This is a genomic window from Limibacillus halophilus, assembly GCF_014191775.1.
GTDB classification, from domain to species: domain Bacteria; phylum Pseudomonadota; class Alphaproteobacteria; order Kiloniellales; family CECT-8803; genus Limibacillus; species Limibacillus halophilus.
Map to the genome: position 1 here is coordinate 85,704 of NZ_JACHXA010000005.1, position 15,570 is coordinate 101,273.

Annotated in this window: 17 protein-coding genes; 11 read left to right on the top strand and 6 right to left on the bottom strand. The window is 57.7% G+C overall.

Going from position 1 to position 15,570, the window contains the following annotated elements:
• Positions 1-32 precede the first annotated feature (32 nt).
• On the top strand, positions 33-593 hold the full coding sequence (locus tag FHR98_RS10120) for a TetR/AcrR family transcriptional regulator (RefSeq protein ID WP_183416578.1): 561 nt from the start codon (positions 33-35) through the stop codon (positions 591-593).
• Between the two features lie 97 nt (positions 594-690).
• Here FHR98_RS10120 and FHR98_RS10125 read toward each other — a convergent pair whose 3' ends face one another.
• The gene (locus FHR98_RS10125; RefSeq protein WP_183416579.1) at positions 691-996 is read right to left on the bottom strand and encodes a hypothetical protein; all 306 of its coding nucleotides are present in this window, start codon (positions 994-996) and stop codon (positions 691-693) included.
• Between the two features lie 142 nt (positions 997-1,138).
• Between FHR98_RS10125 and FHR98_RS10130 the strand changes: the two genes are divergently transcribed.
• The gene (locus FHR98_RS10130; protein WP_183416580.1) at positions 1,139-2,350 is read left to right on the top strand and encodes an MFS transporter; all 1,212 of its coding nucleotides are present in this window, start codon (positions 1,139-1,141) and stop codon (positions 2,348-2,350) included.
• 1 nt (position 2,351) lies between these two features.
• On the opposite strand, the gene FHR98_RS10135 is transcribed toward FHR98_RS10130, so the two are convergent.
• The 3 genes from FHR98_RS10135 to FHR98_RS10145 are packed head-to-tail and all read right to left on the bottom strand — an operon-like array spanning position 2,352 to position 4,977.
• Positions 2,352-3,656, bottom strand: coding sequence for an O-acetylhomoserine aminocarboxypropyltransferase/cysteine synthase family protein (locus FHR98_RS10135; protein WP_183416581.1), 1,305 nt, complete (start codon positions 3,654-3,656; stop codon positions 2,352-2,354).
• Positions 3,657-3,661: 5 nt separating this feature from the next.
• Positions 3,662-4,195 carry a CoA-binding protein gene (locus FHR98_RS10140; protein ID WP_322091242.1) on the bottom strand — a complete coding sequence of 178 codons (534 nt, stop codon included), beginning with the start codon at positions 4,193-4,195 and terminating at the stop codon, positions 3,662-3,664.
• Entirely contained in the window at positions 4,192-4,977 is a 786-nt protein-coding gene (locus FHR98_RS10145; protein ID WP_183416582.1) for an enoyl-CoA hydratase, read from the bottom strand. The genes FHR98_RS10140 and FHR98_RS10145 overlap by 4 nt, the downstream gene beginning before the upstream one ends.
• 129 nt (positions 4,978-5,106) lie before the next feature.
• Here FHR98_RS10145 and FHR98_RS10150 point away from each other — a divergent pair, with 129 nt between their 5' ends.
• From FHR98_RS10150 to rpsI, 3 genes are all read left to right on the top strand, one after another.
• Positions 5,107-5,532: a PaaI family thioesterase gene (locus FHR98_RS10150; RefSeq protein WP_183416583.1), complete on the top strand. Its 426-nt coding sequence runs from the start codon at positions 5,107-5,109 to the stop codon at positions 5,530-5,532.
• A gap of 203 nt (positions 5,533-5,735) precedes the next feature.
• Positions 5,736-6,200 (top strand): 50S ribosomal protein L13, encoded by a 465-nt coding sequence (gene rplM / locus FHR98_RS10155; RefSeq protein ID WP_183416584.1) that lies wholly within the window; start codon positions 5,736-5,738, stop codon positions 6,198-6,200.
• 4 nt (positions 6,201-6,204) lie between these two features.
• A complete protein-coding gene (gene rpsI / locus FHR98_RS10160) occupies positions 6,205-6,696 on the top strand; it encodes a 30S ribosomal protein S9 (protein ID WP_183416585.1) in 492 nt (163 codons plus the stop codon).
• A gap of 95 nt (positions 6,697-6,791) precedes the next feature.
• Here the strand turns inward: rpsI and FHR98_RS10165 are convergent, their stop codons facing one another.
• Entirely contained in the window at positions 6,792-7,034 is a 243-nt protein-coding gene (locus FHR98_RS10165; RefSeq protein WP_183416586.1) for an Lrp/AsnC ligand binding domain-containing protein, read from the bottom strand.
• A 133-nt stretch (positions 7,035-7,167) separates the two neighbouring features.
• On the opposite strand from FHR98_RS10165, the gene FHR98_RS10170 reads away from it, so the two are divergent.
• Together FHR98_RS10170 and FHR98_RS10175 are read left to right on the top strand one after the other, a co-directional pair.
• Positions 7,168-7,545, top strand: coding sequence for a VOC family protein (locus FHR98_RS10170; RefSeq protein ID WP_183416587.1), 378 nt, complete (start codon positions 7,168-7,170; stop codon positions 7,543-7,545).
• Between the two features lie 22 nt (positions 7,546-7,567).
• A complete protein-coding gene (locus tag FHR98_RS10175) occupies positions 7,568-8,119 on the top strand; it encodes a gamma carbonic anhydrase family protein (RefSeq protein WP_221205840.1) in 552 nt (183 codons plus the stop codon).
• Positions 8,120-8,290: 171 nt separating this feature from the next.
• Here FHR98_RS10175 and FHR98_RS10180 read toward each other — a convergent pair whose 3' ends face one another.
• Positions 8,291-10,120 (bottom strand): PHA/PHB synthase family protein, encoded by a 1,830-nt coding sequence (locus tag FHR98_RS10180; protein ID WP_221205841.1) that lies wholly within the window; start codon positions 10,118-10,120, stop codon positions 8,291-8,293.
• A 381-nt stretch (positions 10,121-10,501) separates the two neighbouring features.
• On the opposite strand from FHR98_RS10180, the gene FHR98_RS10185 reads away from it, so the two are divergent.
• The 4 genes from FHR98_RS10185 (at position 10,502) to recJ (ending at position 15,483) form a co-directional block, all read left to right on the top strand.
• Positions 10,502-11,188, top strand: coding sequence for an OmpA family protein (locus tag FHR98_RS10185; RefSeq protein WP_183416589.1), 687 nt, complete (start codon positions 10,502-10,504; stop codon positions 11,186-11,188).
• A 66-nt stretch (positions 11,189-11,254) separates the two neighbouring features.
• On the top strand, positions 11,255-12,553 hold the full coding sequence (locus FHR98_RS10190; RefSeq protein WP_183416590.1) for a homoserine dehydrogenase: 1,299 nt from the start codon (positions 11,255-11,257) through the stop codon (positions 12,551-12,553).
• Between the two features lie 131 nt (positions 12,554-12,684).
• A complete protein-coding gene (gene glpX / locus FHR98_RS10195) occupies positions 12,685-13,665 on the top strand; it encodes a class II fructose-bisphosphatase (RefSeq protein ID WP_183416591.1) in 981 nt (326 codons plus the stop codon).
• A gap of 24 nt (positions 13,666-13,689) precedes the next feature.
• On the top strand, positions 13,690-15,483 hold the full coding sequence (recJ, locus tag FHR98_RS10200) for a single-stranded-DNA-specific exonuclease RecJ (RefSeq protein WP_183416592.1): 1,794 nt from the start codon (positions 13,690-13,692) through the stop codon (positions 15,481-15,483).
• Positions 15,484-15,570: the final 87 nt, after the last annotated feature.

Here is a 15,570-nt window from a genome sequence, read left to right on the forward strand (position 1 = left end):
TATATACCGTTCTGTTCATAAATGGAGATATCATGCGTCCGAGTAAGCGGGATGAACTGGTCCGGAAGGCGCTCGAAGTTTTCTATCGCGAGGGATTCCACGCGACGGGAATGGACCGATTGTCGGAAGAGACGGGAATTTCCAAGACCACTATGTTCAAACATTTTCGCAGCAAGGACGAGCTGATCCTTGCGGTGCTTCGGTTGCGTGATCAGGATTTCAGAAACTGGCTGTTTCGCCGAATGGAGCAGGCGGGAGCTCCTCAAGCTCAGTTGTTGGCAATGTTCGATGCCTTGGCGGAGTGGTTTTCGTCTCCCCGATTTCGGTCATGCATGTTCATCAAAGCCGCTTCCGAGTATCCGGACCCTGGGCACCCCATTCACGCTCAGGCTGCCGAACATAAGCGGCTTTTGTGCCTGCAGCTTTCAAAACTTACCGCAGAAGCGGGGGCCCGCGATTCGGTGCAATTGGCCCGTGCGTTGCTGTTGTTGAAGGAGGGGGCGATTGTCACCGCTCACATGGGGCACGAGACCGACCCTGCCGGTGATGCCAAAGTCGTCGCCGCAAAACTGATATCGGATGCTTTGACCTGATATTGTTGACGGCGTCGGCCGCTAAATGCCGGCCAGTCGGAGCTGAATCCTCCGCTGGCCTTTTCCTTTAGGGATATCAAAAAATGACGCTTGAGGATTACCCAGCGCGGCGCTGATGCTTGTCGTCGCTGTTGCCGGACCCGAGTTTCTCAGCGGCATCTTCGGCAAGCAGTCGGCCGCTGTCGCTTAGCTTGCAGACCAGCCAATCGGGTTTCAGGAAATTATGGAACCAAGGCTCGGCCCAGCCATTCTCCAGGCAGCTCCGCACGGTATGAGCATTCATTTCCTGCCCATCCCTGTCGAAGAGTGGCAGCTTGCCGCCTGGTTGATCGAGCCCACGTTGCAGCCAATCAAGCTGATGCGGCGTGGGCCTCGGGCCCCTGCTTGCCTTGGTCTCAGCCATCTTTTCCCCGTTCCTTCCCAAGTCCTCGGCAACGATCCTAACCCAGATTGCCAAAGAATGGCAGCCATGCAGCCTTCCGGCTGTTCGATTTCGTGAAGTCGGGACATAATGACGCTCCATCTTCGATAGAGCAGGACAGTCAATGAAGCCCAGTTCGGCGCAACTTGCGCTCGCATTTTCAAGTATCGGCCATAGTTTCGTGCACCTCTTTGCGGGTTTTTACTTCATTATTGTGGTGAGCTTGGAGGACGCCTGGAACCTGCCGTATGCCGATCTGGTCGAGCTATGGACTCTGGGCGCCTTGATGATCGGTCTAGCGGCTTTGCCCGCCGGTTGGCTCGGTGACCGCTGGAGCCCGGCCGGCATGATGGCTTTGATGTTCATCGGGATGGGTTTGGCATCCATAACCTGCGGCCTGATCGATGGCCCGACGGCGCTTCTGGTTGGCCTGACAGCACTCGGATTGTTCGCTGCCATTTATCATCCGGTCGGCATCGCCTGGGTTGTGCGTAACGCCAAGTCGCGCGGCAAGGCCCTGGGCATCAACGGCATCTTTGGCGGCATGGGTGTCGCGTCCTCCGGTTTGGTGGCGGGATCCTTGATTGACCTTTATAGCTGGCGGGCGGCCTTTATCGTTCCCGGGGTTGTATCGCTTGTCATTGGCCTGGCGTTGGTGTTCTGCCTGCTAAAGGGGTGGATGGTCGAAGAAAAGCGGGTTCAGGCGCCAGACAACGAACACCACAGCCGGGCGGATCGCTTTCGCGCCTTCTTCCTTTTGATGTTCTGCATGTTCTGTATCGGCCTTGTGTTCCAGGCAACTCAGACGGCGCTGCCCAAGCTGTTCGATCTGCGGCTCAAGAGTTTTGTCGGGGAGGGGTTGTTCGGTGTCGGGGCCCTGGTCGCTGCGGTTTATGGATTCGGCGCCATCATGCAGGTGGTTGGTGGGCATCTGGCGGACCGCTACAACGTCAAATACATCTATCTGTTCGGGCTGTTCTTCCAGGTCCCCTGCCTGTTTTTCATCGCTTACGGCCTAGGTGTTCCCTTGGTTTTCGCGGCGATGGGGGCCGTACTCCTCAATTCCTCGGCGCTACCGGCGGAGAACATGCTGCTGGCACGATTCACGCCGCAGCACCGTCATGGGCTGGCCTATGGCATGAAGTTCGTCCTTGCTTTCTCGGCTGGCCCTCTGGCCGTGCAGATCGTGTCATTCATCCAAGGGCGCACGGGCGAATTTACCCAGCTGTTCATTTTCTCGGGCTGCGTGATGCTGCTGGCCTTCCTTGCGGCCAACTTCATCCCCAATCGCCGACAAACCGGCGGGAGCACCACACAACCTCAGCCCGCCGAGTAGGTCAGGCCTTCGAAGCCGCTTGAAGACCTGCTTCCAGATCTGCGATCAGGTCGGCAACGGTTTCCAGACCAATGGACAGCCGGATGACGTTGTTACCCGCGCCGGCGTTTTCGCGCTGTTCTTCGGTCAACTGCCGGTGTGTGGTTGAGGCCGGGTGCAGGATAAGGGAACGTGTGTCTCCGAGATTTGCCAGATGGGAGAAGAGGTTGACGCTCTCGACCAATTTCAGGCCGGCCTCATACCCGCCTTTCAAGCCGAAGGAGAAAACCGAACCAGCTCCTTTGGGCATATACTTGTCTGCCAGAGCGCGGTACTGGCTCGACGGTAGACCCGCATAGGAAACCCATTCCACACCCTCGTGAGTCTCCAGATACTCCGCGACCGCTAGTGCATTGGCGCAGTGACGCTCCATGCGCAGGCTCAGCGTTTCGATGCCCAGCAGGGTCTGAAAGGCGTTCATCGGGGCCAACGTCGCACCCAGGTCGCGCAGACCCACAGCATGGGCATGCATGGTAAAAGCCATGTCGCCAAAGGTTTCATAGAAAATCAGACCGTGATAGGCGGCCTCGGGCGCAGTCAATGCGCCAAACTTGTCGTTGCGGGCCCAATCGAACTTGCCGCTGTCGACCACCGCGCCACCCATGGAGGTGCCGTTACCGGAAAGGAACTTGGTCGTTGAGTGAGTGATGAGTGAAGCGCCCCACTCGAAGGGCCGACAGAGGTAAGGGGTCGCCATGGTGTTGTCGACAATCAGCGGCACCTCGGCTTCCTCGGCGATCGCCGCGACGGTTTCCAGATCGCAGACCGAACCGCCTGGGTTGGCCAAGCTCTCGACGAAGATTGCTTTCGTCGTCGGTTTGATCGCCTTGCGGATCGCGGTGGGATCGTCGATGTCGACGAAGTCGCAGTTCCAGTTGAATTTCTTGAAGGTCTTGCCGAACTGCGTGATTGAGCCACCGTAGAGGCGTGACGAGGAGATGAAGGAATCCCCAGGTTCCATGAGCGTGAAAAGCGCAAGTTGCTGAGCGGCATGGCCGGAGGCAGTACAGGTCGTGCCGCGGCCGTCCTCGAGATTTGCGATACGCTCCTCCAGGACGGCAACGGTTGGGTTGTTGAGCCGGGTATAGATGAACCCGAAGGTCTGCAGGTTGAAAAGAGAGGCTGCGTGATCGGAATCGTGAAAAGCATAAGCCGTGCTTTGAAAGATCGGCGTCTGGCGCGCACCGGTGATGGGTTCCGGTTGGCTGCCTGCATGGATCATGCGGGTTTCAAACCCGTAGTCCTCGTCGTTCTTTTTGCTGGTCATTGCGATCAGATCCTACGGCGTTTGGCTGTGATGATCCTGGAGTTGAAGCCACCCCAGGAAAGTTCGTTGTTGAGACGGCCCCACTCGATCTTCGGGCAGCGGTTCATGACGACCCTTAGCCCTGCTGCTTCGGCACGCGCCGCAGCGGCATCGTTGCGCACACCCAACTGCATCCAGATCACCTGAATGCCTTTGTCCTGGGCCAGGGCAATAGCCTCGTCCGTAATCGGGCCGGCAGCATCGGAGTTGCGGAATACATCGACCATCTGAAAGGGAGCGGGGACGGCATCGAGCCGCTCATAGACCTTCTCTCCGAGAATCGTCTGTCCGGCGGCGCGCGGATTCACCGGGATCACACGATACCCCTTTTCCTGCAGGTACTTCATGGCGAAGTAACTGGGGCGGCTCCAGTCCGGGCTGGCACCCACCATGGCGATGGTTTTCGTGCTTGCCAGGATACGACGGATGTAATGATCGGGATAACGATCATGGTCATGTGCGGCGTTGGGGCTGTTCATAGTGTCGACAACCATCGTCATGCGTCTTGCCAGACCGGCGGACGTTTCTCGATGAAGGCATCGATGCCCTCTTCGGCGTCGCGCGCCATCATGTTCTCGACCATGACTTGCCCGGTAAAGCGGTAGGCTTCCTCCAGGCCCATTTCAGCCTGACGGTAAAATGCCTTCTTGCCGATTTTGAGAACATGGGAGGACTTGCTTTTTATAGCGGCCGCCAGGGCCTCCACGCTTCGGTCGAGGTTGTCGGCAGGAACGGCCTCGTTGATGAGTCCAAACGAGAGTGCAGTCGCACAATCCACGGTTTCTCCGGTCAGCAACATCTGCATCGCCTGCTTGCGTCCAACGTTTCGCGATAGCGCCACCATGGGTGTGGAGCAGAACAGGCCAATGTTGACGCCCGGCGTGCCGAAGCGCGTATCATCGGCCGCCACGGCCAGATCGCAGGTTGCCACCAGTTGGCAGCCGGCGGCGGTGGCGATTCCGTGGACACGCGCGATAACCGGCTGCGGCATCCGGGTGATAGTGAGCATCAGCTTGCTGCAGTGGGCGAAAACGGATTCATAGAATTGACGAGACGGGTTGGCACGCAGTTCCTTCAAATCGTGACCCGCACAAAACCCGCGGCCCGCCGCGCCGATGACGACAGCGCGTATGTCGGCGTTTTCGCCGATACTCTCAAGCTCCGCCTGCAAGGCGGTCATCAAACCGATGGACAGTGCATTGTATGCACGGGGCCGGTTCAAGGTCAGCCAGGCTACGCTTTCCCGGTCTTCGCGTAACAGGATTGGCGCTTCGTCGTTCATTAGGTCTCGCTCCAACAAAAAGGCATCAAACACACCCTCTTGCAGGAGAGGGCCCGTTATTGGCAATTTGGCCCCTAGGCAGAGCCCGCTTCAAGGGTTATCAGGAGACCATAGGGAAGAGGGGTTGCCATGGCCAGGATCACAAGGGAAGAAATTCAGGATATTTGCGCCAAAGAGCTGCCGTGGGTAGTCGAGCTTGGGATGACCGTGGAATCCCTCGAGGAGGGCGCTTGCACCGTTCGTTTGCCTTACCGCGAGGTTCATCTGCGGCCCGGCGGTACGATCTCCGGACCAGCCATGATGACTGTCGCCGATTTCGCGATGTATGGCGCCGTCCTTTCGGCGGTTGGCCGTGTTGAACTGGCTGTGACAATTAATCTCAACATCAATTTCCTTCGTCGCCCCAAACCGGGAGACATTATAGCCAAAGCGCGGTTGCTGAAGCTCGGTAAACGTCTCGCTGTAGGTGATGTCTTGATCCATTCGGATGGCGAAGAGTCAGGCGAACCCGTTGCACACGCAACTTCGACCTATTCGATCCCGCCAAACCGATAAATTAAAAATGGGGTATCTAAATACCTCATCTCTAAGTCTATAATTTTAAGACGTTTTCCTTTGACAAGATCGTTTTAGTTCCTTAGAACTCGCCGCCGATAGGAGAGGGCCGCGGGTTTAGTCATTTGCCATGCTGGCGGTCGTCACCAACGAGTTCGAGAACCGCCCCGGATATCGGGGCGACCTTGCGAAGGAGCAGAGCCATGAAAACCTACTCCGCCAAACCGGCTGAGGTGGAAAAGAAGTGGTTCGTCGTCGACGCAGAGGGTGTTGTCCTCGGCCGCCTTGCCAGCCAGATCGCTTTGATTCTGCGCGGCAAGCATAAGCCGACCTTCACCCCGCATGTCGATTGCGGCGACCACGTTGTCGTCATCAACGCCGAGAAGGTGCAGATGACCGGCAAGAAATGGGACGATAAGAAGTTCTTCTGGCACACCGGTCATCCCGGCGGCATCAAGGAGCGTAGCATGGGGCAGATTTTGTCTGGTGCGCATCCGGAGAGAGTCGTCCTCAAGGCCGTTGAGCGTATGGTGCCGAGTGGACCCCTTGGGCGCCAGCAGATGAAGAACCTCCGCGTCTATGCGGGCAGCGATCATCCACATGAGGCTCAACAGCCGACCGTGCTGGACATTGCTTCCATGAACCCGAAGAACAAGAGGAGCGCGTAAGGGCATGGCCGACGAACAGCAAACCCTAAACGACCTCTCCGAACTGGGCGGTGCAGCGGCTGTGACTGCTGTAGCCGAGGAGGAGACGCGCGAGCCGCAGATCGATGCCCAGGGCCGCTCCTACGCGACCGGTAAGCGTAAGAACGCCATTGCTCGCGTCTGGATCAAGCCGGGCAGCGGCAAAGTAACAGTCAATGGCCGCGACGTGGAGACCTTCTTTGCCCGTCCGGTGTTGCGGATGATCATCTCGCAGCCCTTTTCGGTCGCCGGGCGTGTCAACCAGTATGACGTTGTCTGCTCGGTTACCGGTGGTGGTCTCTCCGGACAGGCGGGCGCCGTACGCCACGGTATCTCGAAGGCCTTGACGCTTTACGAGCCGGACCTGCGAGCCGTGCTCAAGAAGGAAGGCTTCCTGACCCGCGATTCGCGTGTCGTCGAGCGTAAGAAGTATGGCCGCGCCAAGGCGCGCCGGAGCTTCCAGTTCTCCAAGCGTTAATTCGCAACGGGAATTGCCGAACGAAAGAAGGGTCGCTCGCTTGGGCGGCCCTTTTTTCATGTAGGGCGAGATATAGGGTTTTCGAGAAACAGCCGTCAGGCGAAAGCCTTGAAGGTGATAAGTGTGAAGGTGTCGCGCACGCCTTCCAGGGTTTGCAGCCGCTCCGTGACGAAGCGTCCGATGTCGGAGTCTTCCGGTAAATAGCATTTCACCAGCAAGTCATAGCTTCCCGAAGTCGAATAGACCTCCGAGACCTCCTCCAAGGTATCGACCGCTTGTGCGGCGACATCGTAGGCGCGACCCAGATCGCATTTGACCATGACGAAGATGGCGTGCATCGCTAGGCTCCTTCCGACAGCTTATAATGTCTTGCTAATACTGACCCGCGACGGGAGCGACGGCAAGGGTGGCAGGGGGCTGTCGTGACGGGCATGATGGGTGACCGACGGTCAGCAGAAAGGGAAGTGCGCCATGGAGCAGATCACCTTCGTTTACACCACGCAACCGGAAGCCATGTGGCGGTTTTATGGTGACACGCTTGGTCTGGGTCTGACTTTTGAGAAAGGCGGTTGTCGGATCTACCGTGTAACGCCCAACAGCTATATTGGGGTCTGTCATAGAGCCGACAGAGAGGTTCATCCAAAGGGTGTCTGCCTTTCCTTCGTGGCGCATGAGGTTGATGGCTGGTATCAGCGCTTGAATGACGCGGGAATTCCGACCGATGGGCCGCCGCGAGAAACCGAGGCCTATGGTATCTATCATTTCTTCGCCTATGATCCGGAAGGACATGCGGTGGAGTTTCAGCGCTTCACCGACCCAGCCTGGCCCGGTGCTCGCGAGGTGCTCTGACGGCAAAGCAGGAGAGGGGATCTTGGCGGCAATCATAAAAGCTTTTAAGGGCGTTAGTCCGCGTATTCACGAGACGGCCTTCATCGCCGACGGCGCCGTTGTTATTGGCGATGTGGAGATAGGACCGGAAAGTTCGGTCTGGTATGGCTGCGTCATTCGCGGCGACGTCAATCGGATTCGGATCGGCGCGCGCACCAATATCCAAGACGGCTCGATTATCCACTGCAATCATGACCCCAAGGGGGATTACCGCGAGACAGGTGGCGGAATGCCGACCCTGATAGGTGACGGAATCACGATTGGGCACATGGCCTTGTTGCATGCCTGTACGTTGGAGGATGGCTCGTTTGTGGGTATGCGTGCGGTCGTTATGGATCAAGCGGTTGTACAAGAGGGCGCAATGTTGGCCGCCGGGGCATTGCTGACTCCCCGTAAGGTCGTCGAAAGCGGTACCTTGTGGGCGGGGAGCCCCGCCCGTCATGCACGGGCGCTGACCGAAGCGGAGCGCGGCTTTCTTCCATACTCTGCTGCCAACTACGCCAAGCTTGCCGCCGCTCACAAGCAAGCGTCATAAAGCCATTAGGTAGTCAATCAACGGCCCTCTGACATCATGCAGGTTGAATCTATGCATCGATACGGGCTCCTCGCTACCAGGTAGCGGCACTCCGTTTACGTCGATCGGCTCAAGCATCATATTATAAGCTTGGCCATTGCCATGCTACTTTGACGTGTTTTCTTGGTGTAGCTATTTTTTAATGGCGTGAGCATCTTCGGGTGTGGCCTTGACCTGGACGTAACTGCCGGGCGCGTCTTCAATCGCCTTTAGTTTGCCATCTCCCGGCTGGCGGGCAGGGACCTTGGTGCCGCTTTTGCGACCGACCCATTTTGCCCATTCCGGCCACCAGGAGCCTTCATGCTGCTCGGCACTTTGCAACCAAGCTTCGGGATCCTTCGGCGTGCGGTTGTTGGTCCAGTAGCAGTATTTGCCCGAAGCCGGTGGGTTGACGACCCCGGCGATGTGTCCGGAGGCCGCGAGACAGAATTTTTTCGGACCCGAAAGCTGTTGCGTCAGTGCGTAGGTTGAATCCCAGGGCGCGATGTGATCCTCGCGCGTTGAAAGCATGAACACAGGAGTCTTGATCTTCGTCAAATCGATCGGTGTACCCAACAAGGTTATACCACCTGGTTCCGCCAGTTTGTTCTCGTGGTACATCTTGCGCAGATAGAAGGAATGCATGGCCGCGGGCATGCGCGTGGAATCCGAGTTCCAGTAGAGAAGATCAAAGGGGAAGGGATCTTTCCCCAAAAGGTAGTTGTTGACCACGAACGACCAGATGAGATCGTTTGCCCGGAGCATGTTGAAGGTCTTCGCCATTTCCGCGCCTTCGAGGTATCCGCGCTGGTTCATCGACTCTTCGAGTGCGCTGAGTTGCTCTTCATCGATAAAGACACCGAGTTCGCCAGGCGCGGTGAAGTCCGTCATGGTGGTGAAAAGCGTCGCGGACTTGACGCGATCATCGCCCTTTTGCGCCATGATCGAAAGCGTTGCCGACATTAAGGTGCCGCCAAGACAATAGCCGATGACATTGGCGTCTTTTTCGCCGGTGGCGGCTTCAATGGCTTCGAGAGCCGCCAAGGGCCCTTCAACCAAGTAATCCTCGAAGGATTTCTTCGCCAGCTTCTCGTCAGGGTTGACCCAGGACACCATGAAAACCGTAAAGCCTTGGTCCACCGCCCATTTAACGAAGGAATTTTTCTCGCGTAGATCCAGGATGTAGAACTTGTTGATCCAGGGCGGGACGATAAGCAGCGGGCGTTTGTAAACTTCCTCGGTTGTCGGGCTGTATTGGATGAGTTGCATCAGATCGTTTTGGAAGATCACCTTGCCTGGGCTCACGGCAATGTTCTCGCCCAGCTTGAAGGCCTGGTCATCGACCATCTTGATGCGAAGCTTGCCCTTACCTTTTTCCATATCCTCCAGCAGGTTTTCCAAGCCTTTGATCAGGTTTTCGCCACCGCTTTCGACGGTCGTGCGCAAGACCTCTGGATTGGTCACCGCGAAATTCGACGGCGCCATGGCGTCGACGAACTGCCTTGTATAGAAGTCCACCTTCTGAGCGGTTTTGTCGTCCAGCCCTTCAACGTCGTTCACCGTGTTCTGCATCCAGCGCGCCGTCAGCAGATAGGATTGCTTGATATAGTCGAAAATCTGATTCTCTTCCCAGGCAGGGTCCTTGAAACGCCGGTCACCGCGATCTGGGGCCGCTACCGGATCGCTCTCGCCGCCCAGCATGCGCTGCGTGGTGTTCTGCCATAGTTTCATGTAGTCCTGCCACAACGACATCTGCGCCTGAATCAACTTGGCCGGGTCGCGCATCATGCGTGTCGTCATCTCGTAGAAAGCGCCACCAATGTTCAGCGGATCGACCGATCCCTTGCCCTCAAGATCCTGGTTTTGCAGAAAATCGGTCACCAAGCGCTGGCTGCGCTCGGCAATGTTCGCCATGGTCTTGGTAAACTCCACCGGGTCTGGCAGGTTGATATCCGGTGACGGCTGTTCCTTCTGATCCGACATCTTTTACCCTTCTAACCTTCTAATGAGCGCAACTGTCACCCGAACATGTAAGCGCATTCGGGTCGCGCTTCAAAGGTACTGAAAATTGTGCGGTGCAATATTTCTAGGTTGATAGCCGATTGCGGGCAATATCGCCAGGATTTTCCCATGCAGTATTCTGCAAGCCTTGGGATATGCGGGTGCCACCGCTTCAGCATTGTTGCGAGTGCTACCCGGCTTTTCTATGCTGCTTTCCGCCAGAGATGCTCCGACACCATGTTTCGGGGGGCAGGAGAGAAGGGAATAGGCGTGACGCAGGTCTTGAGGAAATCCTCGGATATCCGGTGTGAAATGCACAAGAACAGGTGGCATCGTTTGTCGCCGATACGAGGGGGCTGGCGGGTGGCTCTAGCAATAGCGCCCCTCCTTTTCCTGGGGGCTTGTGCGTCAGCTCCTGAGTGGGCAGATCCAACCGGTTGGCTCGATGATTCCGAGCCGGTGCCGGAGAACCAAACGGTCGTTGTGCCCGAAGGCCAGGAGGAGAGCTTCCCGAATTTGGCATCGGTCCCCGACGAAGCACCCGAAGCGAGCAGCAAGGAAGAACGCGAGCGCCTTACTAAGGAACTGACTGCCGATCGCGATTCCGCCAATTACAGCACTGAGCCTTTGCGCTCAAGCATCCGCCGAACCGCCAGCGCCGGGCCAGCGGTCGCAGGGGCCACTGAGCAGATCGCGGTTATTTACTTCGATAGCGCGTCCGCGGATTTGGACAGCGAGGATCTAGAGGTCCTCCGCCAGGTATTCTTGATTCACCAAGCTGAAGGCGGCGTCTTGAAGGTGCAGGGACACGCGAGCGGCAAAACAGGCGCGGTTTCCGCCCCAGATCGTGAGAGAATTAACCTTGAGATGTCAGCTAGGCGGGCCGATTCCGTGGCGCAGGCTTTGCGCAACTTTGGTGTATCACCTGCCGCGATCCTGGTCGAAGCGCTCTCCGACAGCAAGCCGGTCTATGAGGAAAGTACGGCAAACGGCGAAGCCTGGAATCGGCGCGCCGAAATCTTTCTGGAATTACAGTCCAGCAAGCGCTAGACCACTGTCGCGCCTTTGTTCCCGAGCGTAGCGCGATCACTGTAGGATTATAATGGAGCGAATTTCATGAGCGACCCTTTGCGTCTAGGTCTTGCCGGTCTTGGGACGGTCGGAATTGGCACTCTCGAGTTACTGGAAACGCAAAGGAACCTCATTGAGATTCGCTGCGGTAAGTTTCTCGAGGTAACGGCGGTATCAGCGCGTGATCGCGGAAAGGATCGCGGCTTTGATATCTCCAAGCTGCAGTGGCATGACGATCCTGTGGCGTTAGCGACATCCGACAAGGTTGATATTGTCGTCGAGTTGATGGGCGGCACAGACGGGGCCGCCAAGACCCTGGTTGAAACGGCACTGGCGGCAGGGAAGCCGGTCGTCACGGCGAACAAGGCCTTGATGGCGCACCATGGCACGGCGCTCGCGCATCTCGCCGAAAGTAGCGGCGCCAGCCTGCATTTCGAAGCTGCGGTGGCTGGCGGGATTCCGGTAATCAAGGCTCTTAGGGAAGGCTTGGCCGGAAACAGAATTCATTCGATCACCGGCATCTTGAATGGCACGTCCAACTACATCCTGACAACCATGCGCGAGACCGGGCGTGATTTCGGTTCTGTCTTGGCTGATGCTCAAGCCTTGGGATACGCTGAAGCCGATCCAAGCTTCGATATTGATGGTGTTGATGCGGCTCATAAACTTGCGCTTTTGACAGCGCTCGCCTTTGGTTGTGAAGTTGATTTTCCGGGCGTTTATGTGGAAGGCATCCGTAACATTGGGGCTGAGGATATAGCCTTCGCGGAAGAACTCGGTTACCGCATCAAGCTGCTGGCCATTGCTGAGTGTAACAATGGCAGCGTGTTTCAGCGGGTGCATCCTTGTTTGGTTGACCGCAAGGCGCCGATTGCCAGCGTCGACGGTGTTTTTAATGCGGTCGTCGCCGAAGGTGATTACGTTGGTACGACCCTGTTCGAGGGCAGAGGGGCGGGAGCTTATCCGACCGCTTCGGCTGTTGTTGCGGACATCATCGATGTGGCGCGAGGGCAGCAACTACCGACCTTCTCCCTCCCGGTTGAGCGCCTGAACAAGTTGTCGACCCGGCCAATGGCGGAGCACGTGGGTGCTTATTATCTCCGTCTGGCGTGCCTGGACGAAGCCGGCGTGATTGCTGATATCACGGCGACTTTGCGGGATGAAAACATTTCGGTCGAAACCATGGTGCAGCGGGGGCGCTCATCCAAGGAAGGCCAATCCGTGCCTGTGGTTATCACCACGCACGAGACGAACGAGGCGGCGATGTTGCGTGCGCTTGCGCGCATTGAACAACAAAAGAGCGTGCTGGAGCCTCCGCACTTGATCCGGATCGAAGCACTCTAGATCGGCTTCGTCCATGACCCCTTGCCGCGCGGCAGTGAATGGGGCAAGAACGGTCAATAAGAAATCAAGGGCGCCTGTTGTCGCGCATGGCATCGTGGCGGCCCACATCAATCCGAGGGGAGTAACCATACATGACCGACAGTTGGACTGATCGCAATCTTGCATTGGAATTGGTGCGTGTCAGCGAGGCTGCGGCAATAGCCGCCTCGCGGTTGATGGGGCGCGGGGACGAGAAGGCCGCTGACCAGGCTGCTGTGAATGCTATGCGGGAAACACTGAACAGTCTACCGATCGATGGCACGATCGTGATCGGCGAAGGCGAGCGTGATGAAGCGCCGATGCTCTATATCGGTGAAAAGGTTGGCAGCGGCGGCGGGAAATTCGATATTGCCCTTGATCCGCTTGAAGGCACCACTTTGACCGCTAGGGGCGATCACAATGCGCTGGCAGTGATCGCTCTGGCCGAGGAGGGTGGTTTCCTCTTCGCCCCGGATATTTATATGGACAAGATCGCAGTCGGCGGCGGCCTGCCGGAAGGCATCGTCGATCTCGATGCTACGCCGAAGGAAAACCTGACCGAACTGGCCAAGGCCAAGAAAGTCGATGTCGCCGATCTCGTGGTTTGTATCCTGGACCGTCCCCGTCACCAGGACCTAATCCAACAGGCGCGCGACGCTGGCGCGCGTATCATGCTGATCCGGGACGGTGATGTCTCCGGTGTGATGGCCACCAGCAACCCCAAGGCGGCGGTGGACATCTATCTGGGTCAAGGCGGCTCGCCCGAGGGCGTGCTGGCTGCTGCGGCGCTGCGTAGTATCGGCGGGCAAATGCAGGGTCGTCTCATCTTCAAGAATGAAGAGCAGATTGCCCGGGCGCGGACGATGGGCATTGAGGACCCGGATCGCAAGTACAACCTCATGGATCTGGCCAAGGGTGATGTTATGTTCGCGGCGACCGGCGTCACCGATGGGGCCATGTTAAAGGGCGTGCGCCGTTACGGCGGTGGCGCGTACACCAATTCCATTGTCATGCGCTCCAAGACAGGGACGGTCCGCACCATCGACACACACCACAATTTCGAGCGTAAGGTTTGGTACAGCCCCTTTATCTAGGAAATCTCTCTGAAAGGATTTGGGATGGCGGCGGCGGAGGAGCGACGAGCAGGATTCCTGGGGGTCGAAACCTCGCTGAAAGGACGGCGTTGGGAAGCGCGTTGCAACGATGAGCGCCTGGCGCTGGCGCTTAGCCAGCGTGGAGATCTTCCGGAGATATTGGGTCGTATCCTAGCAGCCCGTGGCGTGACGCTTGAGACCTTGGAAGCCTTTCTCGAACCGACTCTCCGCAGAGATCTTCCAAATCCCTCCGGCCTTGCCGGGATGGAACAAGCGACCACACGCATTCAAAGTGCTTTGGAACAGGGGGAAAGCCTTGGCGTCTTTGGTGACTATGACGTGGATGGGGCAACGTCCTCCGCGCTGATCCTCCGGTATTTTCGCGCACTCGGCGTGGCGGTAGAAGCTTATATTCCCGATCGCATTACCGAAGGGTATGGCCCCAATCCCCAGGCCATGCGCACACTTGCTGAGCGTGGTGTAAAGGTTCTGATGACGGTGGATTGCGGCATCACTTCCTTTGAGGTGCTGGAAACGGCGGCGGAGGTTGGCCTCGATGTCATTGTGATCGACCATCACAAAGCAGAGCCGAAGCTGCCAATAGCAGCAGCGGTAATCAACCCGAACCGCCTGGATGACGAGTCCGGCCAGGGGCACTTGGCCGCCGTCGGGGTTACATTCCTGTTGCTGGTGGCGCTTAACCGGCGCCTGCGTGAAGCTGGTTGGTTTTCCGGAGACCGCCCGGAGCCAGATTTGAAGAATCTACTGGATTTGGTTGCGTTGGGAACGGTCTGTGACGTCGTGCCTTTGACAGGCGCTAACCGCGCGTTCGTGGCCCAGGGCCTGAAGATAATGGCTGCGCGCCGAAACCAGGGTGTCGCCGCTTTGTCCGAAGTAGCCCGCGTCGATAGTCGACCGGGAAGCTATCATCTCGGTTTCCTTTTGGGTCCCAGGGTCAATGCCGGTGGGCGTGTCGGCAAGGCCGATTTGGGCGTTCGGCTACTCAGCAGCGAAGACCCCTCGGAAACCCGGGCGCTTGCTCAGGAACTTGATGCGTTGAACGCCGAACGCCGCGAGATCGAAAGGCAAGTTCTGGACGATGCGCTCTTGCAGGTAGAGGCAGGCGAAAAGCCGCGCGGCATGGTTTTTGCCGCAGGGGAGGGGTGGCACGCGGGAGTCATCGGCATTGTCGCTAGCCGCCTCAAGGAGCGCTATGACCTGCCATGCTTGGTCATTGCCCTTGAGGATGAAGTGGGGAAGGGTTCAGCCCGTTCGGTCCGTGGCGTTGATCTGGGCAGCGCCGTAATCGCCGCGCGTCAGGCCGGTCTTCTCATTAATGGTGGCGGACATCGCATGGCGGCCGGCCTGACAGTTGCCAGGGGAGCATTGCGCGATCTCCGGGCCTTTTTGGAAGATCGTTTGCAGAAGGAAATTGAGCGCAGTAGCTATCAGGCAGCAATAGGAATCGATGCGGTTCTACAGCCCGGGGCGGCTACTGGCAGTCTCGTTGATTTGCTAGAGAAAGTCGGCCCTTTCGGAACTGATAACCCGGAGCCTCGCTTTGCGTTTTCCGGTGTGGGCGTGATCCAAGCGCAGGTCGTGGGCGATGACCATGTGCGTTGCCGTATCGTCGGTAGCGATGGCAAATCAATCAAAGCCATAGCCTTCCGCGCGCTTGATACGGATTTAGGGCAGGCACTCTTGTCTGGAGGTGGTGGCCGTTTTCATCTCGCCGGCAAACTGCGTTTGGATGAATGGGCTGGCGGTGATGCGGTGCAGTTCCTGATCGACGATGGCGCGCTGGCTAGCTCTAGCTAGCGCAAGTCCTGTAATTGAAGAACCGGTACCGTGCTTAGGGCGCGACCATCGAGTGCGGGCCTGCTATGCTTGTGCCTATGAGATCGG

Coding starts and splice junctions, on each gene's coding strand:
- FHR98_RS10145 (WP_183416582.1), bottom strand. CDS start 4,977: ATGAACGACGAAGCGCCAATCCTGTTACGCGAAGACCGGGAAAGCGTA.
- FHR98_RS10135 (WP_183416581.1), bottom strand. CDS start 3,656: ATGACCAGCAAAAAGAACGACGAGGACTACGGGTTTGAAACCCGCATG.
- FHR98_RS10170 (WP_183416587.1), top strand. CDS start 7,168: ATGGAGCAGATCACCTTCGTTTACACCACGCAACCGGAAGCCATGTGG.
- FHR98_RS10125 (WP_183416579.1), bottom strand. CDS start 996: ATGGCTGAGACCAAGGCAAGCAGGGGCCCGAGGCCCACGCCGCATCAG.
- glpX (WP_183416591.1), top strand. CDS start 12,685: ATGACCGACAGTTGGACTGATCGCAATCTTGCATTGGAATTGGTGCGT.
- recJ (WP_183416592.1), top strand. CDS start 13,690: ATGGCGGCGGCGGAGGAGCGACGAGCAGGATTCCTGGGGGTCGAAACC.
- FHR98_RS10140 (WP_322091242.1), bottom strand. CDS start 4,195: ATGACGATGGTTGTCGACACTATGAACAGCCCCAACGCCGCACATGAC.
- FHR98_RS10130 (WP_183416580.1), top strand. CDS start 1,139: ATGAAGCCCAGTTCGGCGCAACTTGCGCTCGCATTTTCAAGTATCGGC.
- rplM (WP_183416584.1), top strand. CDS start 5,736: ATGAAAACCTACTCCGCCAAACCGGCTGAGGTGGAAAAGAAGTGGTTC.
- FHR98_RS10190 (WP_183416590.1), top strand. CDS start 11,255: ATGAGCGACCCTTTGCGTCTAGGTCTTGCCGGTCTTGGGACGGTCGGA.
- FHR98_RS10165 (WP_183416586.1), bottom strand. CDS start 7,034: ATGCACGCCATCTTCGTCATGGTCAAATGCGATCTGGGTCGCGCCTAC.
- FHR98_RS10120 (WP_183416578.1), top strand. CDS start 33: ATGCGTCCGAGTAAGCGGGATGAACTGGTCCGGAAGGCGCTCGAAGTT.
- rpsI (WP_183416585.1), top strand. CDS start 6,205: ATGGCCGACGAACAGCAAACCCTAAACGACCTCTCCGAACTGGGCGGT.
- FHR98_RS10180 (WP_221205841.1), bottom strand. CDS start 10,120: ATGTCGGATCAGAAGGAACAGCCGTCACCGGATATCAACCTGCCAGAC.
- FHR98_RS10150 (WP_183416583.1), top strand. CDS start 5,107: ATGGCCAGGATCACAAGGGAAGAAATTCAGGATATTTGCGCCAAAGAG.